The following is a 21,423-nucleotide window of genomic DNA, read 5'->3' as shown; positions in this document are numbered from 1 at the left end:
CGTGTCACCTGTCAGAAACTGCACGTCATTTAGCCTGTTTCGCATTTAGGTTAGCCTGCACTATAGTCCGGTGAAACACCGTTCATCACTGAAGTCAGGCTTTCATGTCCATGTCACAGCCCACCTCCCGCGCCCGGCGCCGGGGCATCCCCGCAACCCTCCTCCGCAGCACAGCGGCGGTCGTCCTCGCAGCAGCAGTCGGCGTCACCGCCTCCTGTTCGTCCCGGTCCGGCACCGAGGAGACCCCGTCGGACAGCTCCGGGGCCTTCTCCGTCGTCGACCAGCGTGGAAAGACGGTCGAGTTCGACAGTCCCATCGAATCCGCCGCTTTCGCCGTCATCCCGGCACCGTCCATCTTCGCCGCCGTCGACGGCAGCTACGACCGCATCGTCGGGGTGAACCAGTCCACGCTCTCGGCGAACCAGCAGGGCCTGTTCTCCACGATCTTCCCCCAGTCGGCGTCCTCCCCCGTCGTCGCCGGGCCGGACTTCGTCCCCAACGTCGACACCCTGCTCAACCTCCACCCGGACGTCGTCATCCAGTGGGGTGACCGCGGCCCGGACGTCATCGACCCCATCGAGAACTCCGGCATGAAGGTCATCGGACTCGAGTACGGCACCCAGGAGGACCTGGAGACCTGGATCACCGTGTTCTCCCAGCTCCTCGGTAAAGAGGAGCGGGGCAAGGAACTCGTCGAGTGGCAGCAGACCCGCAGACAGGAGATCGAGGAGAAGGTCGCCGGTCTGGACAAGCCCCGCCCTCGGGCGATGCAGCTGTCACTGGCCAATGACGCCTTCACCACCACCAGCGACGCCGGATACGACGGCTTCCAGTACGACCTCGTCGGCGCGGACCAGGTCACCCGCGGATTCAGCTCGGACAACCAGCAGGCGTCGGTCAGTGTGGAGCAGATCCTCAAGTGGGATCCCGAAGTGATCCTCCTCAGCGGATTCGACGAGTCCACCCCGGAGGACATCTACTCCGATCCACGTCTCTCCGAGGTCAGTGCCGTGAAGAACAAGCGGGTCTACAAGAACCCGCTGGGCGCCTACCGCTGGCAGGTCCCCAGTGCGGAATCCCCCCTGTACTGGCAGTGGCTTAACGAGGTGCTGTACCCCGACCCCGACACCGACCTGCGGGACCGCATGAAGAGCGCCTTCTCCGACCTGTACAACTACGACATCAGTGACCGGGAGATCGACGATGTCCTGAGGTTCGACGTCAACACGGGGTCCGCGGACTATGACCAGTTCGCCAGCTGACCTGGATGCCGGCAGCAGTGCCGGCAGCAGTGCCGACCACTACGCGGGCAGCGGCGACACTTCACACCACAGGCCCCACCGGCGGCAGAGAGCCACCATCGGGGTCCTCGCCCTCCTGTGCGTCGTGGCCGTGTTCGCGGCACTGGCCGCCGGACGCTACACCGTGCCCGTCAACGAGATCGTCCGCATGCTCCTGGGCCAGGTGCTCCCCCTCGAAACCACCTGGTATCCGCAGGAGAAGAGCGTGGTGCTCGACGTCCGCCTGCCCCGTGTCCTGCTCAGCCTCCTCATCGGCGCCGGCCTCGCAGTCACCGGTGCCGCCTGTCAGGGCGTGTTCCAGAACCCGCTGGCCAGCGAACACATCCTGGGAATCTCGTCCGGGGCGTCCTTCGGCGGGGCCCTGGTCCTGCTTCTCGGCCTCGGCTCCACCGCCCTGGTGGCGGGCAGTTTCCTCGGCGGTGTGGCCGCACTCGTCCTCGTCCTCGCCATCGCGCGGACCGCGAGGGGTCTGCCCCTGCTCGTGATCATCCTGGCGGGAACGGTTGTCGGCGCGATGTTCAACGCTTTCGTGTCCTTCATCACCTACATCGCCGATCCTGACGACACCCTCCCCACCATCGTGTTCTGGCTGATGGGCTCCCTGGCGTCCGCGGACTACGGCAAGGTGCTCACCGCACTTGTCCCTGTCGCCGTCGGAGTGACCGTGATCACCGCACTGCGGTGGCGGCTGAACATCCTGTCGATGGGTGACGATGACGCCCGTTCCCTCGGCGTGGACCCCCGCACCCTGCGGACCGTGCTCCTCACCGCCGTGGCACTCACCACGGCCGGGGCCGTCGCCGTCGCCGGCGTCATCGGCTGGGTGGGCCTGGTGGTCCCCCACCTGGCACGGATGCTGCTGGGCACCAGTGACAACCGCTTCATCATCCCCGCCAGCGCACTGCTCGGCGGACTGTACCTGACGGTCGTGGACACCCTGTCCCGCACCATCAGCCCCACCGAACTGCCCATCGGCATCCTCACCGCGGTCATCGGGGCACCGTTCTTCATCATCCTGCTCATCCGCGACCGGAAGCAGATCTGGGGAGGTGACCAGCAGTGATAGAGGCACACAACCTGAGCTTCCGTTACGGACGCCGCTCCCGGTGGATCGTCTCCGACCTGACCGTCTCCACCTCCCCCGGGGAGATTCTGGCGGTCCTCGGCCCCAACGCCCGGGGCAAGACCACGCTGCTGAAATGCCTCAGCGGACTGCTGGAACCGACCTCGGGGACAGTGAGCTCCGACGGCCATGTGGCCTACGTTCCCCAGGGACAGGGTGCCGGATCAGCGTTCCCCGCCGTCGACCTTGTCCTGATGGGCAGGGCCCGGCATGTCGGCGTCCTCCGTGTTCCGGGGAAGAAGGACCGCGAGATCGCCATGGATGCGCTGGAGAGGATAGGGATCGCACACCTGGCTGACCGTCGCTTCGGTTCCATGAGCGGTGGCGAACGCCAGATGGTCCTCATCGCCCGCGCACTCGCCGGAGGCTCACAGACCATCGTCCTCGACGAACCTGCCTCCGCCCTGGACCTGCGCAACCAACGGCAGGTGCTCACGGCACTGCGGACACTGGCCGACGAAGGAATGTCCGTGGTCATGACCACCCACCACCCCGACCACGCACTGCAGGTCGCAGAACGTTGCCTCCTGCTGGAGAACGCCGACGACATCCGGACCGGGCCGACCCCGCAGCTGCTCACCCGGGAGACCCTCAGCGAGCTGTACCGGATGCCGGTGTACATCGCCGACATCCCCCTGCCCGGGTACGGACGCACCATCACCGTCCCCGACTTCGGCCGGTCGGTCAACGACCGGTCAGACAGCGGTCGGTCAGACAGCGGCACCGGCCCATCCCCGGCGTCCGACAACGCACAACCTGAACCCGGAGGTTCACCCCTGTGACCGGCACCTACCAGCTTCCGGCAGAGGCGGTCATCGTCCTGTCCGGTTCGGCCCGGCCGTGGCCGCCCGAAGCCGACGGACACGGCGTCCTTCCCGTGGACGCCCTGACACTCCCCGACATCGACCTGTCGCCGGTGTCCGGGATCATCGTCAGCGGTGGTGTGGACCAGGTGTCCCTGGCTGAGCACCGGGAGATTCTCGACAGCTTCGTCACCTCCGGAGGCCGCATACTCGTCAACGGCCATGTACAGGTCCCCTTCCTCAGCGGACTGGGGACCTGGCGCAAACTGGAGTTCCACGGACCGGCGGACCTGGTGCTCACCCGCGTCACCGATCACCCCGTGTGGCGCGGTGCCGATCTGGAACGCCTGCTCTACATGATGGGCGGTACCGACGGCATCTCCGCCACCGGTGACCTGCCCTCCCTCGACGAACTCCGGCGGCACGGGGTCGCCGGGTTCTACGGACGCGGCTACCTCTCCCCACTTCCCGTGGACGCCGTGGTCGTGAACGGGATCGGACCGTGGCAGGCGCCCGTCGACGTGGAGTACCCCCTCGGTCGGGGCCGGGTGCTCGTCCACAGTGGCAATGACCTGCAGATGTTCATGAGACCCGCGCGCGGTACGGCACATATGTGGGACCAGCTCACCGACTGGCTGCGGGACCGTGACGGACAGACTGCAGGACAGATTCCGGGGCAGGCGCCGGGGCAGATTCCGGGGCAGGTCCCAGGGTGCGTGACCGACACACGGAAGGATTCCGAATGACCTCCTCACCGTCCACCTACCACGGTGGAACCACCGTCGTCCTGCACGGCGGTACAGCATTCCAGCTCGCCGCCCTCCGCGACCCTGCACTGGCGGGCTACCGGATCCGCCCGGTCCACATCCGCGACACCCCTGCGGCGCAGGAGGTGCTGGCAGGTCTCGGAGGACCGGACACCGTCATCGTCGCCGACCGCCTCCGCCCCGACCAGCTCCGGCCACTCGGCGACGACATCCTCGCGGTCCGGCAGCGTGGAGGCACAGTCGTCGTGTTCGGGATCAACGATGTCGGTTCCTGGTTGCCCGGGTACCGGGAGGAGGAACGACCCACCGTGTTCTGGTGGTGGAGGACCGGCGAGGACAGCCTGCTCCGACGGAGAGTCCCGGACGACCCGATCTGGGACGAGTTCCCCGAGCGCGCGGTGATCTGGCACTACCATGCGGTCCTGCACGGTCCGGACACCGCGGTCAGCCTGGTCGACAAGCTCGTCGGGGACAACCCTGTGTTCCCCGGGGAGGCCGACGAGAACCGGGTCGACGGGTCAGTGCTGCTGGTCGACGACAGTGGTCCGGGACGGCTGCTGGTCACGAGCATGGATCCCGTCTACCACCACGGCTCAGGGTTCATGCCCGGTGCGACACAGCTCCTCTACGCCTGTGTCCGGTGGGCGACACGGTGACGCCACCGGCCCGCCCAGCACCGGCCACAGCAGCGGTCCCAGCACCGGCCACAGTTCCCTGACCGTTCGACCACCCGGGTCACGCCCGTCCACCGGCGGCCGCTACGATCTGGAGTCGGTCTCGCCCGCGGCGTCCTCCCCGTCCCCCACCCCAGGGACCACGGTCCTCACAGGGACCGGACACCGCCCGGAACCACCGGTCTCATACGGTGATCCCGTTGATCTGCCGGCCCCGCATCTATCACGGAGTACCAGCAGGCATGCATGCCCTGACTATCGGCGTCCTCGTCCTCATTTTCCTCGTCGGAACCCTGCGCGGCATCAACCTGGGGATCCTCGGTCTCATCGGCGCGTTCCTCGTCGGTCTCGCCGTCCCTGAGTTCACCGCGGACGGTGGCGGCACCGACGCCGTCTTCGGCGAAGTCTTTGCCGGCTTCCCCGTCGACCTCATGATCGCGCTGATGGGGCTGACCTATCTCTTCGGTTTCGCGCAGAACAACGGCACCATCGACCTCATCCTCCACTGGTCGATGCGCCTGGTCCGGGGCAACCGGGCGGTGATGCCGTGGATCTTCTTCGCACTCACCGGCTTCTTCATGTCCATCGGGGCGATCTTCGCCATCGGCGTCATCGCTCCCCTGGCGGTGCCCTTCGCCCGCCGGTACCGCATCAACCAGCTGATGATGGGCATGATGGTCGTCCACGGGGGCATGGCCGGACTGCTCAGCCCGCTGAGTGTGTACGGCATCTACGTCAACGACTTCCTCGGCAGCCACGGGCTGGGCGACCACACCTGGACACTGTTCCTCATGGCACTGGGGTTCAACGTGGTCATGGGCCTGGTCGTGTTCATCTTCCTCGGTGGACGCCACCTGCTCGGCGCCCGTGCCCGCGCCGAGATGGAGGAGATACGGGAGGACGCCGCCGTCGTGGAGGACGCCGCGGGCGGGAACCCCACCGGGTCAACGACTGTCACGGCCTCCTCCCGTGTGACCGGTTACCAGTGGGCGACCCTCGCCGGACTCGCCGCCCTTGTCATCGGGGCGGGCATCTTCGCACTCGACATCGGGGTGGTCTCCCTGACCGTCGGAGGGGTGCTGGCCGTCATGCGCCCGGTCGAGTCCCGCAGGGCACTGGACAAGGTCTCCTGGGCGACGATTGTGCTGGTCGGCGGGATGGTGACCTATATCGAGGTCCTGCAGGCGGCGGGGACCGTGGACTGGATCTCGGGGAAGATGGCGTCGATGGGCGCCCCGGTGCTCGGTCTGCTGCTGCTGTGCTACCTGTCGGGGGTGGTCTCGGCCCTGGCGTCCTCCATCGCGACGATCGGTATCGCCGTGACGATGGCGACACCGTTCCTGCTCAACGGTGACCTGCCGGTGGCGGGAGCGGCGGCGGCGATCGCCGTGGCCGCGACAGTGGTGGACGTCTCCCCGTTCTCCACGAACGGTGCGATGGTGCTGGCCAACGTCGACGCCGCGCACCGTGACGCCTTCTTCCGGCAGATGCTCGTGTACTCCGGGGTCGTGGTGGCGGTCGGGCCGCTCCTGGCCTGGCTGATGGTGTTCATCCCGGCGTAGGCGGGCCGGTGACCGGGGTGTTCGAACAGTACTGCCCCCGTGACATCCACGTCCGTACGACGGATACTGTCAGCACCAGGAAAGTACCTGACCGCGGGAGAGACGGAGATGTGATGGACGAACGCAAGCGTCCGGAGAACCCGTACCGGGTTCCGGGCCAGGTTCCGGGCCGGGGAGCCCCCCGCCCGGGACGGCCACTGACGCCTCCACCGGGAGGACAGGTTCCCCCGGGGATGCAGGGCCACCCGGGGCAGCCGGGGTACCCGGGGCAGCCGGGGCAGCCGGGGTACCAGAGCTATCCCGGATATCCTGCAGCTCCGGGCGTTCCCGGCCCGCAGGCGCCACAGGGCTACCAGGCTCCACAGGGCACCCCCGGGCCACAGGGCTACCCGGGGCAGCCGGGCTACCCGGGGCAGCAGGGCTACCCGGGGCAGCCGGGAGTTCCCGCCTACCCCGCGCCACCGCCGTACGGGACGGTTCCGCGGCAGGTCAGGCAGCCGGGGCAGGCGTCCTTCCAGGACCAGCTCGCAGGCATCGCGAAGGACGCCACGCTCAACGTCGCCCGTGCCGCAGCCGACAGGGTCGGTGCCGCCGCCCGCAACCGGGTTCCGGCCCGCCCGCCGGCGGTCCGGCCCGCCCAGCCGCCGGTGCCTGTCCGCCCGACGAACAACTCCTTCTCCACGATGGTGCTCGCGGTCCTGACCGCGATGTGGGCGTTCGGGTTCATCGGCGGCATCTCCGCTCTCTCGGACTCTGTCCTCTACGGTCTCGGGCAGATGCTGTCCTGCCTGGCCCTGCTGGTCCCCTGCGCCTGGCCGCTGGTGTGCCGCCGCAGGGACCGGAAGGCCTACGAAGCCTGGGAAAAGGAGCAGGCAACCAACCGTGAACTTGTCTCCCACCTCACCGAGGAGGACGCCGGGATCGCCGCAGCCCTCTCCCCCACGCCACCTCCGGAGCCGGTACCACGGCACTGGAAGCGGGTCTGCATCGCCGCCGGCGTCCCCCTTCTGCTGGGGATAGGGCTGACCAGCGCGGGAGATGACGCGTACCTCGAAAAGAATCCGGGCGCCCACATCAGCCCCGCGGACAATGACTCCGGAAGAGACAGCAGCAACCCGTACCTCCCGGACGACGACTGAGACTGGCAGGGCGGGCACAGTCACGGGCCCGTTGCAGACCCGGCACGAGCCCGGTCGGGACTGTCAGCCCCGCCCTCGGAGAAACGCCTCCGTCACATCCTCCATGCTCCGCCCGACCAGTGAAGGCCACCAGACGTCGAAGAGTTCCTCCGGCAGACCCCCTGTCGGAGGAACGGCGATCCGGCGCATGCCCGCGGCCCCGGCGGCGGTGAGTCCGAGAACGGAATCCTCCAACGCCACCGATGCGGCAGGGTCCACACCCAGTGCCTCCGCCGCCCGCAGATACGCCTCCGGGTGGGGCTTGCCCCTGGTCACCGTGTCTCCGGTGACAATGACCGGGAATTCCGGCACCCCCGGCCGGTCCAGCACCCGGTCGACCGTCTCCCGGTATCCCATGGTGACCAGTCCGAAAGGCACCCCGGATCCGGCGACCGACTGCAGCAGTTCAACGGCACCCTGCCTCCACACATCCTCGGTGACGATCATGTCGTTGACCCGGTCGACGACATGCCCGATGATCTCCTCCTCCCGTTTCCGGACCCCCGCGTCCTGCAGCTGGACGGCGAAGTCGTCCAGCGCGGTGCCGACCGCGGCGTCGATGTGCGCCTGGGTCCACTCATGTCCGGACGCCGTCACCAGTTCCCCGCCGGCGATGGCGTAGAGGTGCTCGGTGTCGATGAGGGTGCCGTCGAAGTCGAAGAAGACTGCCTCAGGAAGTGGCACCGCCGTCACCTCCCGGTCGCAGAGACGGCGGCAGACAGTGCTCCCACGAGCTTGTCCGCCTCCACTGCGGTGTAGCTCAGCAGCGGCCTGATCTTCAGCGTGGAATTGTACGGTCCCGCCACGGACACGAGGACGCCCATGTCACGCATGGTGTTGATGATGTCGAGAGCCCTTGCGGAATCAGGGGTCGTTGTTCCCGGTTCCACGATCTCCACCCCGAAGAACAGGCCCGTTCCACGGACGTCACCGACTCCCGGCGCGGACTGCCGGAGTTCCTGCAGCTGACCGGCGATCCGGTCCCCCAGGACGGACGCCTTCTCCGCCAGGCCCTCCTTCTGGATCACCGTGAGGACCGCCCGGGCGGCTGCGACCGGAACCGACGATCCGCCGAAAGTGTTGAAGTAGGGGATGTCGGAGCCGAAGGTGGCGAGTACACCGCTGCGGGCTACCATTGCCGCGACAGGCACCCCGTTGCCCATGGGTTTGCCGAGGGTGACGATGTCGGGGACGACCCCGTGCCGGGCGAAGCCCCAGAAATCCCGGCCGACACGGCCGAAACCGGGCTGCACCTCGTCGGCGATGAACACCGCCCCGAGTTCCCTGGCGACCTCAGCCGCCGGGCCGAGGACCGAGGTGTCAGGAAAGACGCCGTCGGAGGAGAAGATGGTGTCCACCAGGAGCGCCGACGGCGGGTAGCCTTCGGACGCCAGGTCGGTGAAAGCCGCCCGGACGTTGTCCGCGAACCATTCCGCGAGGCTTCTGCCGTCATGGTCCTCCGGCCGGTAGCGGAAGGAGTCCGGGGCAGGTACCGCGCGCACATGGGGCCCGGTCCCCTCACCGCCTGCGGACGGGGACACCGCGGAGACGGCGGCGGTGGTCCCGTGGTACGCCTCCGAGGTCACCACGACCCCGGTCCCGCCGGTACAGGCGGCGGCCACCCGGAGTGCCAGATCATTGGCCTCTGACCCGGAGTTGGTGAACATCACCTGGTCGAGTTCCTCCGGGAAAGTCGCGAGAAGCTGGTCGGAGAAGTCCAGGATCCCGTCCTGGAGATACCGGGAGTGGGTGGACAGCCGGGACATCTGTTCACGGACCGCTTCGACGACGGCGGGGTGGGCGTGGCCGATGCTGGCGACGTTGTTGTAGGCGTCGAGAAACTCTTCCCCTTCCGGCCCGTAGAGGTAGCTTCCGCTGCTGTCGACGACATGGACCGGGTTGCGGTAGAACAACCGGTAACTCGGGCCGAGGTTCTTCTTCCTGCGTTCGACCAGCGTCCGGTCCTCCGGGGAGAGGCCGGCGAGGGCTTCGGGGCTGTCCTGGCGGAAGGAGTTTCCTTCGATGATTGTGGAACCGCTCATGGCGTTCGGCCTTTCATTGGTTGTCGTGGCCCGGTCGTCGTGGCCCGGTTGTCGTGGCCCGGTCGGGGGGGTCGTCACAGTGCGTGGAGCCAGCGGCCCCACCGCCGGTCTGCCGTCCGGTCACGGGCCCGGGCAAGTTTCCAGACACCGTACTTGTGGTAGTCGAAGTCCCATTCGGTGTTGAGCGAGTGGTTCACACAGCCCCACAGTCCCCACTTCAGGTCCGCGAGCGCAGAGGCGACAAAACACCGTGACAGGACGTCACGGGTGGCTGCCCCGTAGACCTCCTCGATGCACCGGATGACGGTCGGTTCATCGAAGAAGAACTCGGTGAAGGTCACCGCCAGGTCATAGGCGCGTTCATTGTTGGAGGCGAACTCGAAGTCGACGAGCTTCATCGGCTGTCCGTCCCGGATGAGGAAGTTCCCGGGCATCGGGTCGTTGTGGCAGGGGACGATGTCCAGTCCGGAGGCGCGGAACGCCTCCCGGGCATTCGCGTACTCCCGGAGCAGCGAGGTCGCGAACCCGGGGAGCGGGACATTGTGTTCGCGTACCTGGTCCAGGTGCTCGTCGATGAGGTCGAAGATCGTCTTCGTCAACGGCAGGGCATCCACGGTGTGGAACTGGTTCTGGAGGTGGAGGACGTTCTCGGCGATCTCCCACCGTTTCATGTCGGAGTTGGTGCACGCCCGGTAGCCTTCCAGGAACTCGATGACCTCCACCCCGGTGGCGGGGTCGAAGTGCACGATCCGTGGACTGATCCCGAGGTCTCCCGCACGTCGGGCGGCGACATGGGAGTTTCCCCTGTCGATGAAGTCCTCGGTCCCTTCCCCGGGGACTTTGAGGAAGTAGGCGACGGGGTCGCCGGTGACGTCGATCCTCCAGTTGCTGTTCTGCAGTCCGCCGGTGACCGGGGAGTACCGGATCTCCCGGCCCTGCCATTCGGCGACATCGCCGATACAGGACTCCACCTTCGTCTCCGCCGGGGAGACAGCGGTGCCGACCGGTTTCGCCCCCTCGGGGACTCCCGTGCGCTCCGCGGTCTCCACCGTCGGAGCACCCGTCGGGTCACCCGTCGGACCACTGTCCGCGGAAGCGCCCGGGGCACCGGGGGCACCGGGGGCACCGGGGAAACGGTCCTGCCGGCTGTCCGGCCTGTCGATGATGATGGTCATGACATCTCCTCCAGGAAGTCGTCGTACCGGCGTTCCCCCAGGGTTTCGCGTGCCCAGAGGAACATCCAGTCCGAGAATTTCGAGTACTCGTAGGTTCCGGGGTCACAGTGGTCCACCCAGGCTCCGATGAGGCCGCCGCGGACGGCGTCCGCCGCCCGGTAGCACATGGCCCTGCTGTACAGGCCGAGGTCGAAGGACCCCCAGTAGAGTTCGAATATCTCCTCGGGTCTGAGGTCGTTGCTGGACATCTCCAGCAGTACTGAGCCGATGTCCTGCAGCGGGTCGGTGTAGGCGGCCCAGTCGTAGTCGAGCAGTTTCGCTTCCCCGGTGACCCGGTTGACCGCCAGGTTCGAGGCGTTGGCGTCCCCGTGGACCAGAACTGTGTCTGTTCCTGCCGCGGTGATCCGTGATTCGACGTCGTCGAGTACGGAGAGCATCCACGGCAGGTCGGTGGGCAGGGCGACACCGGCCGCGGTGCATCTGCCGAGGAGGGCGCGGATGTCGTCGAAGATCCCCGCCCGGCGTGCCCCGGGGACGTGCAGGTCCCACATGGCCCGGCGTTTCTCCACGAAACGTCCGGTGACGTCCGGGTCGTTGAAGTCACGTACGGAGGCGGTGCGGTAACTGTCGGTGAGGTCCTCCATCGCGAGTTCACCGCGTCCGGGGTCGGCGTCGAGCACGCGGGGGCCGATCCCCGCGTCCCCGGCCGCGGTGGCGACCGCGAAGCTCCCGGGAATGTCGATGCAGGTGGATGCTGCCGGGGTCATGGTCTTGAGGAAGACGGTGCGGCCGGTGTCCACGTCCCGCAGCCGGGCACGTACCGAGTCCGCTCCCCACCACTGCGGGCTGGCGGATGTCGGCGCCGGGGCGGTGAGAGCGGGGTCAACGGTCAGGTGCACGGTGTTCTCCGTGGCGTCCGTGTTTTCTGTGGTGTCCACCGGGTCAGCTCCTCTGCGTGTCTCCGGCAGTGGCCGGGTTGGCGTCGGCCGGGTAAGCGGTGACCGTGGCGTCCCGGTAGCCGGCGGCGTACAGGTCCGGGGTCAGGGCCGGCAGGTCGCGGGGGACGGTCGGCCAGTCGAACGGGGCGGGACGCCGGGATTCGAGCCATTCCGCGACCGCGAGGACACGCAGGTCCGCGAACCTCGGACCGCCTACCTGCACACCGACGGGAACCCCGTGGCTCATACCGAAGCCGACCGTGGCGGCGGGTTGTCCCGACTGGTTGAACCAGCAGGTGAACGAGCAGTGCTCCAGCGGGGAATCCTGACTGAGTCCGACCATTCCGGCGGCGAAGCCGAGCCCGGGGATGACGGGGGACACAATGAGGTCGAAACTGTCCACCACCGAAGCGAAGTGGGCGGCGCTGGCGGCGACAGCATTGAGGTCGTTCTCGTGGTCCGCCGCGGCAAGGCCGGAGGCTGCGGCACACCAGTCCGTGATCTGCGGCAGGACCTCGGAACGGCCCTGCCCGTCATAGGGCAGCCATTCCGCCAGAGCCCTGACCTGGAACAACCGGTCCAGGGCCGGCCAGGGGTCGGCGCTGAACACGGGAGGAACCTCGGTGACGACCGCGCCGGCGTCCTGGAGTGTCCGGGCTGCGGCACGGACCACCGCCTCGACCTCCGGGTGGACCCCGTACCCGTACCCCATGTCGAGGATGAGCCCGATCCTGAGCCCGGCGACAGTCCGGTCCGAGGTGTCGACCGGTTCCGGTGTCAGTGGCCCTCCGGGCAGACTGAGCAGGTCCCGGGCGTCCGGCCCGGAAATGACGCTGAACAGTTCAGCGACCTCACGGACACTGCGTGCCAGCGGTCCTGCGGAACGGGTGGTGCTGGGTGCGAGATGCGGAATCCTTCCCTGGGTCGGTTTCAGTGCCGCGAGACCGCAGTGCGCGGCGGGCAGGCGGACGGATCCTGCGATGTCACTTCCCACGGACATCGACCCGATGCCGGCCGCCAGCGAGGCACCGGCCCCGGCACTGGAACCTCCGGTGTTCATCGCAAGGTTCCACGGGTTCCGGACGATGCCGTAGAGGGAACTCACGCCTGCCCCGAGCATTCCGAAGTCCGGCATGGCGCATTTGCCGAAGATGACTGCACCGGCTTCGCGGAGCCGCGCCGCAGGGGGTGAGTCCACGGTGTCCGCGTCGAGACCCCGGTTGGGCAGAGTGCCGTGACGCCAGGGCATCCCGGCGGCGCGGACACTGTCCTTGACCGAGACGGGGACGCCGTCGAGCACGCTGAGCGGGGTGCCGGCCTTCCACCGTGCCGTGGACGCCTCGGCCTGGGCGAGGGCGTTCACGTCATCCCTGAAGACGATGGCGTTGATGCTGTCGTTGACCTCGTCGATCCTGGTGAGCGTCTGTTCCAGGACGTCGACCGGGGTGAGGCTTCCGTCCCGGTAGGCCGCACGGACTGTCTCTGTGTTCATCGTGTCACCACCGGTGTGCCGATGAGCCAGCCGCCGTCGACGGCGAGGATGTCGCCGACGACGTGGTCGGACAGGTCAGAGGCGAGGAAGAGCACGGCCTCCGCGATCTGGCGTGGGTCAGCCCACCGGCCGTTCGGGGTCTGGCCCTCCAGTGCTTCGCGGGTCGGCGCATCGTACAGGGCCGTCATGTCGGTCTCCACGAAGCCCGGCGCGACCGAGTTGATGTTGATCCCTCTCGGCGAGTAGTCGATGGCCGCCTGCCTGGTCAGGTTCACCACCGCCGCTTTCGCGGCGCAGTAGGCGGCGAATCCGGGGTTGCCGCGGAGACCGCTGATGGAGCTGATGTTGACGATCTTTCCCCGGGGTTTTCCTCCGGTCCCGGCGCCGCCTGCGAGCATTGCCCTGACTGCCGCCCGCATGCAGTAGAAGGTTCCGTCGACGTTCACCCGGAACTGCTCTCTCCAGGTTTCGTCACTCGTTTCGGCGATTTCCCCGGACTGCAGTATTCCGGCGTTGTTCACCAGGATGTCCAGTCCGTGGCTGGCACTGACATCGGCCAGAAGGGTGTCCACCGCCGCACTGTCCGATACGTCCAGGTAGCGGGATTCTGCCTGGCCACCGCGTCTGACGATCTCCGCCCAGGTGGCGGTGTCCGGGTCGGCGAAGCAGTCGGTCCGGTCGGCGATGACGACCCGTGCGCCCGCCTCGGCGAGCACGAGGGCCGTGGCCCGCCCGATGCCGCGGGAGCCCCCGGTGACGAGGGCTGTCCTGCCGCTGAGAGTGATCATGTGGTGTCCTCCTTGGTGAGTGCTGACACCAGAATCGGCGGGGACCATTTCTGGTGCAGGTTCCCCGTGTGAAAGGGCGGTAAAGGTCCGGTCAGGACCCCGAAATGGGCCGGCAAAAGGTATGGTCCGCCGTTACTGTCGTCCCATGAGCTCACAACATGAGGTGGAGAAGTCGCTGACGCGTCTGTGCGAGGAAATGCGTGCGGGCGGGACGGCGAAGCTTCCGTCTGAACGGGATCTCGCCCTCCGGCTCGGGGCGTCCCGGAGTACGGTGCGCCGGGTGTTGGACGCGATGCAGGCTGACGGGGCACTGTACCGGGTCAGGGGTCGTGCCGGTGGGGCGTTTCTCACCGGTGTGTCCACCGGGCCCCCGGTTCCGGAGGATGTGCCGGGGTCCGGGGAGGGACGCCGCAAGGTGCTCCGTGACCTCAACCAGGTCAAGGGGATTCCCCAGATGCTGTCCGAACAGGGCTACCGGGACGGGACGCAGGTCGTGCGGGCGGCACTGGAGGCTCCTTCCCCCGCGGTCGCCGGGTGCTTCGGAAGTTCCGGTCCGGTGGTGTCTCTGCTCAGGGTCCGGTTCGCCGACGGTGAGGCCCTGTCCCTCGAGCATGCCTACCTGCCTGCCCCGCGCTTCCCCGGACTGCTGAACCATCCTCTGACGTCCCTGTATGCGCTGTTGGCGAGCGAGTACGGGACCGTGGTCGGCCGGACCGAGGAGATCATCGAGGCGACGGCGGCGACCACACCGGTGTCGGGGATCCTGCATGTCAGTCCCGGTGCACCGTTGCTGAAGGTCACCCGGCGCGCCTGGGCTGAGGATGTCACCGGGGACGCCAGCGGGGACGCCACCGGGGACGCCGTCGGGGAAGTCAGCGGGGACGCCGCTCCGGTGGAGTTCTCGGTGGACCTGTTCAGGGCGGACAGGACCAGTCTGACGGTGCGCAGTGACCGGCCCGGCGCGAAACTGCACCACCCATTTCCCGCTGGTCCACACTGACCCAATTAACGCATCTTTACCCGGTTGGCCGGAGGCCAGTAATGGTTGGCGCTGATGCTGATGTCCACGTTCCCTCCTGAACCGTCAGCGGTTGCGGAGGGACGTCACACCACATCTGACGCATCGAGGTCATCCATCATGAAGAACGCTTTAGCTTCTCTGCCCCCGACGCCGGTGAAGAGCACCCTCGTCGGTATCTACATCTTCGCTCTGGCACTTGCCGTCGTCCCTCCCCTCTACTTCTCTTTCAGCGGGAACGAGACCCTGTTCCTCGGGTTGCCGCTGTCCATCGTCTACTGGATCTTCGACGCACTTCTCGTCGCCGTGTCCCTGTGCTTCCTCTACATGTACGAGGACGCCCGCGGTGAGCTGGACGAGGTGATCGCGGCATGATCGTGATGATCGGAATGCTCGCCGCGTTCTACGCGGTCGTCGTCGGCATCCTCTACACCACACGAAAGTCCCGGGAACCGGACTTCAACGAGTACGCGGTCGGCGGCAGGAGTTACGGCCCCTGGTACATCGCCTGGTCCTACATCAACTCCTGGTGGCCGGGGTCCACGTTCATCGCCTTCTTCGGCCTGGCGACCGGGCTCGGGGTCTTCGGTTTCTACGGTCTGGCGTACTCCACCCTCGGTGTCGCGTTCATGTACTTCATGGCGACCCGCGCCTGGCGGTGGGGTGCGAAGTACGGTCTGCGGACCCAGCCCGACCTGATGGGCAAGAGGTTCAATTCCGTCTGGGTCCGCCGTATCGCCAGTGTCATCGGGGTGGTCTCCCTGTTCCCCTGGATCATCACGGGCATGCAGGCGCTCGCCGCACTGTTCGATGTCGCCGGCAACGGTCACTGGGGGTACACGACGTCGTTGATGATCGGCCTGGCGGCCATCGTCGTCCGGCAGATCTGGACGGTCCAGATGGGTATGCGTGGTCTGATCATGACCGACGTCTTCCAGGGTGCGGTCGCCTACGGCGGAGCCTCCCTGATCTGTGTGCTGATGCTCGCGGGCATCGGTGATACCCCGGTGTCCTTCGGTGATCTCGGCCATGTGGCACAGCAGTACCTGCGCGTCCCCGGTGACGGGGACGCCTACGGTCCCTGGTACGTGTTCAGCCTTGTCCTCACCGGTGTCGTCGGGTCACTGTGCTGGCCGACGAGCTTCCAGCGCATCTACACCGCCTCTTCGGTCCGGTCGGTGAAGAAAGGAACCCTGATCACGATCTTCATCTCGGGGATCTTCTACACACTGCTGATGCTCGTGGGCATCGCGGCAGCCGGGATGGCGGGAATCATCGAAGCCCCGCAGGACGGCTGGTTCACGCTCATGAACGACTACGGCGGAACCTGGCTGCTCGGTCTGGGAGTGGTCATCGTCTTCGCCGCGTCGATGGGCCATATCGACGGTTCTGTGCAGGTCAGTGGCCTGCAGATCGCCAATGACCTGTTCGGGACGACGACGAGGATGACGGACAGGCAGCTGACGTACGTCTCGAAGATCTGCATGGTCCTGGCGATGATCCTCGCCGCCGTCCTCGCGTTCGCGACGAAGGACATGGAGCGCATGCAGCTGCTGGCGCAGATGAGTTACCAGGGCATCGTCCAGCTCAGCGTGCCGCTGTTCCTCGGCATCTTCTGGCGGGGCGGCAACAAGTACGGCGCGATCTCCGGCATGCTCGTCGGTTTCGTCATCGCCGCAGCACTGACCTGGATCTACCCGGACGACATTCCTGCTCTGGGGTCGGTCACCGGCGGCATCATCGGCCTGATCGTGAACCTCGTGGTCTTCCTGGTGGTCTCCGCTGTCACCGGTCGTACCGAGGCGGACAGGGCCCGTGTCGAGGAGTTCTTCGCCGTGGCACGTGGCGAGCGTACCCCGCCACCGGTGGCGGGTTCGGCCGCCGGGACCCCGGCCCGGGCCGGTGCACCGGTGGCGGCCGCTGAGCCGACTGCCTGATCCTCACAGGAGACACCCGCCAGGTCTGTTCCCGGCGGGTTTTCCCTTCCCCGCACCTTCCTTTCCCTGCCCCTCAACCGTCCGCCCTGAAGAAAGGACCCCCGTGTGATCTCCGACCCCACCCAGCTGCCGATCGCGGACCTGCGCCGCGCCCTCGACGACGGATCACTGACCTCTGTCGGACTGGTGTCGGCCTTCCTCGACCGAATCCGACGTTTCGACAGACCTGCCGGGACTGCGTCAGGCCCGGAGGACGCCACCCTCACCCCGGAGGGAACGGTCCCGCTCAACGCGGTCGTGGTCGACAACCCGGACGCTCTCGCGGAGGCGGAGGCCTCCGACAGGAGGAGGGCCGAGGGCCGCATCCTGGGCCCGCTCGACGGTATCCCGTACACGGCCAAGGACTCGTACATGGTCCGTGGTCTCACCGTCGCCGCCGGGTCCCCGGCGTTCCGGGACCTCGTCGCTCAGTGGGACTCCTTCGCTGTCGAACGTCTCCGCGCGTCCGGGGCCGTCCTCCTCGGTCTGACGAACATGCCTCCGATGGCCAACGGCGGCATGCAGCGCGGCCTGTACGGGCGCGCGGAAAGCCCCTACAATCCGGCGTGGCTGACCAGCGCCTTCGCCTCGGGTTCCTCCAACGGGTCCGGCAGCGCGACCGCCGCCGGGTTCGCCGTCTTCGGCCTCGGGGAGGAGACCTGGTCTTCCGGCCGCGCACCGGCGTCCTGCAACTCCCTGTGCGCCTACACGCCGTCACGGGGGGTGATCTCCGTCCGCGGCAACTGGCCGCTCGTACCGACCAAGGACGTGGTGGTCCCCCATGCCCGCTGCATGGGCGACCTGCTGGAGATACTGGACGTCCTCGTCGCCGACGACACCACCGCCCGGGGAGATTTCTGGCGGGTCCAGCCGTGGATCGACATTCCCCCCGCCTCCCGGGTGCGTCCGGCCCGCTACCCGGATCTCGACCGGTCCACGACCCCGCTGGAGGGAGCCAGGCTCGGCGTCCCCCGGATGTACGTCAACACCGATCCCCTGGCCGGGACCGGCCCGGACCACCGGGACGAGGTCGGCATCTGCGGGTCGATGGGACAGCGCGTCGTCACCTCACCGGACGTGACGGCGCTGTGGGAGCAGCTTCGCGCGGACATCGAAACTGCAGGGGCCGAGGTCGTGGAGGTGGACTTCCCTGCCGTGACCAGGTACGAGGGGGACCGCCCGGGAGCACCGACCGTCAGTTCCCGGGGGCTGGTGTCCCGCGAGTTCCTGCTCGCGGAGACCGGGGTTCTCTCCGCCTGGTCGTGGGAGGACTTCCTCAGGGCCAACGGTGACCCCTCCCTGCACTCTCTCACCCGGGTCGACGGCAGGGACATCTTCCCGCCGCCCCGGGGGGCGCTCCCGGACCGCTACACCGGCCAGGAGCATGACGTCGCCGACTATCCGGCGGTCATCGGGTCCCTGCTCTCTGGCCATCCCGAGCTTCCCTCGCTTCCGGAGCTTGACCCTTCCCTGCCCGCCGGTCTGGCGGGGCTCGAGGAGACCCGGCGGGTGGATCTCGAGGACTGGATGGACTCCCTCGGACTCGACGCCCTGATCTTTCCCGCCATGGCGGGGGTTGCGCCGGCGGACGCGGACGTGAACCCCCGGTCCGCCGACACCGCCTGGCGCAACGGAATCTGGGTCGCCAACGGAAACGTGGTGATACGTCACCTGGGCATTCCCACCGTGACCGTCCCGATGGGCGCCATGGAACACAACAACATGCCGGTGGGCGCAACGCTGGCAGGGCGGGCCTGGGACGATTCCCGGCTGCTCAGCCTGGCAGCGGCCGTGGAAGCGACCGCACCGCACGGCACCCGCCGCACCACCCCGATCCTGACCTGTGGAGGATGACAGTGAACCCCGACGACTACGCCGGCACGACGGCGACTGAACTGCGTGACCTCATCGCCTCCGGCAGTCTGACCTGCCTGGAGGTGGCGGAGGCCGCCTGCGACCGTATCGGAAGACTCAACCCGGACATCAACGCCTACGTCTGCTTCGACCGCGAGACCGTCCTGAAGGACGCTGCCGAGCTCGACAGGAGGCAGGCCTCCGGCGCCCCGCTCGGCCCGCTCCACGGCGTCCCCTTCGCCGTGAAGTGTCTCACCGAGGTCGCGGGACTGCCGCACACCCATGCCCTCGTCCCCTTCGCCGACAATGTCGGGGAGAAGGACGCCACCGTCGTCGCCCGGCTCAGAGCGGCGGGTGGACTGTTCACCGGTCTGACGAACGCCCCGGAGTGCGGGTACTACGGCGGCACGGACGGTCACCTGTTCGGCGCCACGCACAATCCCTGGAAGCACGGCTACTCCGCGGGCGGTTCCTCCGGCGGTTCCGCCGCCGCCGTCGCCGCGGGGATGGTGCCCCTGGCGGAGGGCGCGGACGGGGCGGGCTCGGTCCGCATCCCGTCCGCGTTGTGCGGGGTGGGGGGTTTCAAACCTTCTCTCGGGCGGATCCCGCAGACCCTTGTCGCGGGGAAGTTCTCCACCTACGTCTTCCACGGCCCCATAGCCCGGACGGTGGAGGACGCCACGGTCATGTTCGACGTGATGAACGGATTCGACCCCTCCGACCCCATGAGCCTGCCGAAGGAGACGGCCAGCTACCCCGGGGCGGTCAGCGCCGCGGGTTCCGACATGACGGGTATGACGGTCGCCTATTCACCGGACCTGCACGTGGGCTACGTCGACCCTGAGGTGGATGCGGTGTGCCGGGAGGCGGTGAAGGCGTTCACGCAGCTCGGTGCGACGGTCACGGAGGCGACCCCGGAATGGGACTGTCCGGAGCAGGCGATGTGGGACGGGATCTGGGTGCCCGGCATCGGCCTGGACACCGACCTGTGTGACTGGGGGCAGTGGGAGGGGAAGGTGGACGCCAACTACCTGGAGATCATCGCGGCGGCCCGGTCACTGCCGGCGGTGGACGCCATCCGCGCCCAGGTGGCCAGGTCCAGGATGTACGACATCTTCTGCAGCTTCATGGCGGACTTCGATCTCCTGGTCTCCCCGACCCTCGCTTCTGCGGCGTTCCCGCTGGACCAGTTCGCCCCCTCCTGGCTGGAGGGCGAACCCCTGCAGGCGCAGCTGCTGCGCTGGTTGTTCACCTACCCGTTCAACATGACGACCACGCCGGCGATCACCGTGCCGGCCGGGTTCACGGCATCAGGGCTTCCGGTCGGTCTCCAGATCGCCGCACGGCACCGGGGGGATGTCGAGGTCCTGGCCGCTGCCCGGGCGTATGAATCGGTCCGACCGTGGGCGGGCACCACACCGGATCTCGGCGGGGTGCAGGCACAGTGACGGGCGGACCTTCACCGACGTTCCTTTCGGACTTCCACCACACCGCCTCCTTCGGTGCGACGGCAGGGGGCGGGATCGACCGTCAGGCCGGCACCCCGGAGCATGGTGCGGTGCGGGAATGGTTCCGGCGACGGGCCGCGGAGATGGGGATGACCGTCACCGTGGACGCCATCGGGAACCAGTTCGCGTCCTACCGGTGGGTTCCCGGCGCACGGCACGTGCTCACCGGTTCCCACCTGGACAGTCAGCCCCTGGCCGGACGGTTTGACGGGACGTACGGGGTCGTGGCGTCCCTCCATGCCGCCGCCGCGGTGCATTCGCGTGTCACCGCCGGCCTCACCGCACCGGTGCACAACCTCACGGTGGTGGACTGGTTCAACGAGGAAGGGTCACGCTTCGAGCCCTCTCTCATGGGCAGTTCCGTGGCGGTCGGCCAGCGGTCGCTGGAGGAGATGCTCGCGGTGACGGACCGGGACGGTGTCAGCGTGGCTGAAGCGCTCGACGCCACCGGGTGCCGTGGCTCAGACGTCATGCCGCCGGCCGTCGCCTACGCGGAACTGCATATTGAGCAGGGGCGTCGCCTCGAACGGTCCGGCGTGACCGTCGGCGCGGTCACGGGCAACTGGTGCACCCGGAAGATCCGGGTGACCGTCAACGGCGAACAGTCCCACACCGGGGCCACGCTGATGGGGGACCGCCATGACGCCCTGACCGCGGCGTCCGAGATGGTGCTCTCGGTACGGAAGATCGCCGCCGACGCTCCGGAGGGGTCGATGGTCACCTCGGTGGGACGCTTCACCGTGGAGCCCAACGTGCCGGGGGTGGTGCCCCGGCAGGTGACGATGAGCGTGGACCTTCGCTCCCCTGACCCGCAACGGCTGGTCCGGGCCTGGGAGACTCTCAGACCGTTGCTGGTCACCACGGCAGAACGCCACGATGTGGGGGTGGAGATCGAGGACTTCGACCTGCGGGAGGCGGTGCCCTTCCCCGGGGCCGGGGTGGAGCTGACGGAGAAAGCCGCCGCGGACGCCGGGGTCAGCTGCCTCCGTCTGAAGACCATGGCAGGTCATGACGCCGTCTCCATGAACCGCATCGTCCCGACAGTGCTTCTCTTTGTTCCGTCGGTGGGCGGGGTCTCCCACTGCGAGGGCGAGTTCACCGAGGACGCGGACCTGGTGACGGGGTTGGATGTGCTGACTCGGGTGGTGGGGACACTTGTGGTGGGTGCACTTGTGGCGGGTGAGCGGTGACGGTGGATCTGGTGCGGCGGCGGGACGGTGACCT

19 protein-coding genes are annotated in these 21,423 nt (G+C 67.8%); 13 read left to right on the top strand and 6 right to left on the bottom strand.

Annotated elements, in window-relative coordinates:
• Nucleotides 1–110: 110 nt before the first annotated feature.
• From E0E18_RS09395 to E0E18_RS09365, 7 genes are all read left to right on the top strand, one after another.
• On the top strand, nucleotides 111–1,262 hold the full coding sequence (locus tag E0E18_RS09395; protein ID WP_161972268.1) for an ABC transporter substrate-binding protein: 1,152 nt from the start codon (nucleotides 111–113) through the stop codon (nucleotides 1,260–1,262).
• Entirely contained in the window at nucleotides 1,243–2,364 is a 1,122-nt protein-coding gene (locus E0E18_RS09390) for a FecCD family ABC transporter permease (protein WP_130840474.1), read from the top strand. Before E0E18_RS09395 ends, E0E18_RS09390 begins: the two co-directional genes overlap by 20 nt.
• A complete protein-coding gene (locus E0E18_RS09385; protein ID WP_130840472.1) occupies nucleotides 2,361–3,206 on the top strand; it encodes an ABC transporter ATP-binding protein in 846 nt (281 codons plus the stop codon). The genes E0E18_RS09390 and E0E18_RS09385 overlap by 4 nt, the downstream gene beginning before the upstream one ends.
• Nucleotides 3,203–3,973: a hypothetical protein gene (locus tag E0E18_RS09380; protein ID WP_130840469.1), complete on the top strand. Its 771-nt coding sequence runs from the start codon at nucleotides 3,203–3,205 to the stop codon at nucleotides 3,971–3,973. Before E0E18_RS09385 ends, E0E18_RS09380 begins: the two co-directional genes overlap by 4 nt.
• Nucleotides 3,970–4,650, top strand: a complete 681-nt coding sequence (locus E0E18_RS09375) for a hypothetical protein (protein WP_066587029.1) — start codon at nucleotides 3,970–3,972, stop codon at nucleotides 4,648–4,650. Before E0E18_RS09380 ends, E0E18_RS09375 begins: the two co-directional genes overlap by 4 nt.
• A gap of 260 nt (nucleotides 4,651–4,910) precedes the next feature.
• Nucleotides 4,911–6,230: an SLC13 family permease gene (locus tag E0E18_RS09370; protein WP_130840467.1), complete on the top strand. Its 1,320-nt coding sequence runs from the start codon at nucleotides 4,911–4,913 to the stop codon at nucleotides 6,228–6,230.
• A 113-nt stretch (nucleotides 6,231–6,343) separates the two neighbouring features.
• On the top strand, nucleotides 6,344–7,369 hold the full coding sequence (locus E0E18_RS09365) for a collagen-like domain-containing protein (protein ID WP_130840465.1): 1,026 nt from the start codon (nucleotides 6,344–6,346) through the stop codon (nucleotides 7,367–7,369).
• Between the two features lie 63 nt (nucleotides 7,370–7,432).
• Here the strand turns inward: E0E18_RS09365 and E0E18_RS09360 are convergent, their stop codons facing one another.
• From E0E18_RS09360 to E0E18_RS09335, 6 genes are all read right to left on the bottom strand, one after another.
• Nucleotides 7,433–8,092, bottom strand: coding sequence for an HAD family hydrolase (locus E0E18_RS09360; RefSeq protein ID WP_161972267.1), 660 nt, complete (start codon nucleotides 8,090–8,092; stop codon nucleotides 7,433–7,435).
• Nucleotides 8,093–8,097: 5 nt separating this feature from the next.
• Nucleotides 8,098–9,450 carry an aspartate aminotransferase family protein gene (locus tag E0E18_RS09355; protein WP_110482305.1) on the bottom strand — a complete coding sequence of 451 codons (1,353 nt, stop codon included), beginning with the start codon at nucleotides 9,448–9,450 and terminating at the stop codon, nucleotides 8,098–8,100.
• Between the two features lie 74 nt (nucleotides 9,451–9,524).
• Nucleotides 9,525–10,625 carry a choline/ethanolamine kinase family protein gene (locus E0E18_RS09350; RefSeq protein WP_130840461.1) on the bottom strand — a complete coding sequence of 367 codons (1,101 nt, stop codon included), beginning with the start codon at nucleotides 10,623–10,625 and terminating at the stop codon, nucleotides 9,525–9,527.
• Nucleotides 10,622–11,563 (bottom strand): phosphotransferase family protein, encoded by a 942-nt coding sequence (locus tag E0E18_RS09345; RefSeq protein ID WP_110482307.1) that lies wholly within the window; start codon nucleotides 11,561–11,563, stop codon nucleotides 10,622–10,624. The genes E0E18_RS09350 and E0E18_RS09345 overlap by 4 nt, the downstream gene beginning before the upstream one ends.
• A 4-nt stretch (nucleotides 11,564–11,567) precedes the next feature.
• Complete coding sequence (locus E0E18_RS09340) at nucleotides 11,568–13,055, bottom strand: amidase family protein (RefSeq protein WP_130840459.1); 1,488 nt, start codon at nucleotides 13,053–13,055, stop codon at nucleotides 11,568–11,570.
• The gene (locus E0E18_RS09335; RefSeq protein WP_130840457.1) at nucleotides 13,052–13,843 is read right to left on the bottom strand and encodes an SDR family NAD(P)-dependent oxidoreductase; all 792 of its coding nucleotides are present in this window, start codon (nucleotides 13,841–13,843) and stop codon (nucleotides 13,052–13,054) included. Before E0E18_RS09335 ends, E0E18_RS09340 begins: the two co-directional genes overlap by 4 nt.
• Nucleotides 13,844–13,988: 145 nt before the next feature.
• On the opposite strand from E0E18_RS09335, the gene E0E18_RS09330 reads away from it, so the two are divergent.
• The 6 genes from E0E18_RS09330 (at nucleotide 13,989) to E0E18_RS09305 (ending at nucleotide 21,389) form a co-directional block, all read left to right on the top strand.
• Entirely contained in the window at nucleotides 13,989–14,843 is an 855-nt protein-coding gene (locus E0E18_RS09330) for a GntR family transcriptional regulator (RefSeq protein ID WP_161972266.1), read from the top strand.
• A 138-nt stretch (nucleotides 14,844–14,981) separates the two neighbouring features.
• Nucleotides 14,982–15,236 (top strand): hypothetical protein, encoded by a 255-nt coding sequence (locus tag E0E18_RS09325; RefSeq protein ID WP_066589585.1) that lies wholly within the window; start codon nucleotides 14,982–14,984, stop codon nucleotides 15,234–15,236.
• The gene (locus E0E18_RS09320; RefSeq protein WP_130840452.1) at nucleotides 15,233–16,798 is read left to right on the top strand and encodes a sodium:solute symporter family protein; all 1,566 of its coding nucleotides are present in this window, start codon (nucleotides 15,233–15,235) and stop codon (nucleotides 16,796–16,798) included. Before E0E18_RS09325 ends, E0E18_RS09320 begins: the two co-directional genes overlap by 4 nt.
• Nucleotides 16,799–16,903: 105 nt before the next feature.
• Nucleotides 16,904–18,691 carry an amidase gene (locus tag E0E18_RS09315; protein ID WP_202616716.1) on the top strand — a complete coding sequence of 596 codons (1,788 nt, stop codon included), beginning with the start codon at nucleotides 16,904–16,906 and terminating at the stop codon, nucleotides 18,689–18,691.
• Nucleotides 18,688–20,139, top strand: a complete 1,452-nt coding sequence (locus E0E18_RS09310; RefSeq protein WP_202616715.1) for an amidase — start codon at nucleotides 18,688–18,690, stop codon at nucleotides 20,137–20,139. Before E0E18_RS09315 ends, E0E18_RS09310 begins: the two co-directional genes overlap by 4 nt.
• A complete protein-coding gene (locus tag E0E18_RS09305) occupies nucleotides 20,136–21,389 on the top strand; it encodes a M20 family metallo-hydrolase (protein ID WP_130840450.1) in 1,254 nt (417 codons plus the stop codon). The genes E0E18_RS09310 and E0E18_RS09305 overlap by 4 nt, the downstream gene beginning before the upstream one ends.
• Nucleotides 21,390–21,423 lie beyond the last annotated feature (34 nt).

This window comes from Corynebacterium neomassiliense, assembly GCF_900626215.1.
Taxonomy (GTDB): Bacteria; Actinomycetota; Actinomycetes; order Mycobacteriales; family Mycobacteriaceae; genus Corynebacterium; species Corynebacterium neomassiliense.
Note: the sequence above shows the minus strand (reverse complement) of the source record. Positions and strands in the feature narration are given on the sequence as shown.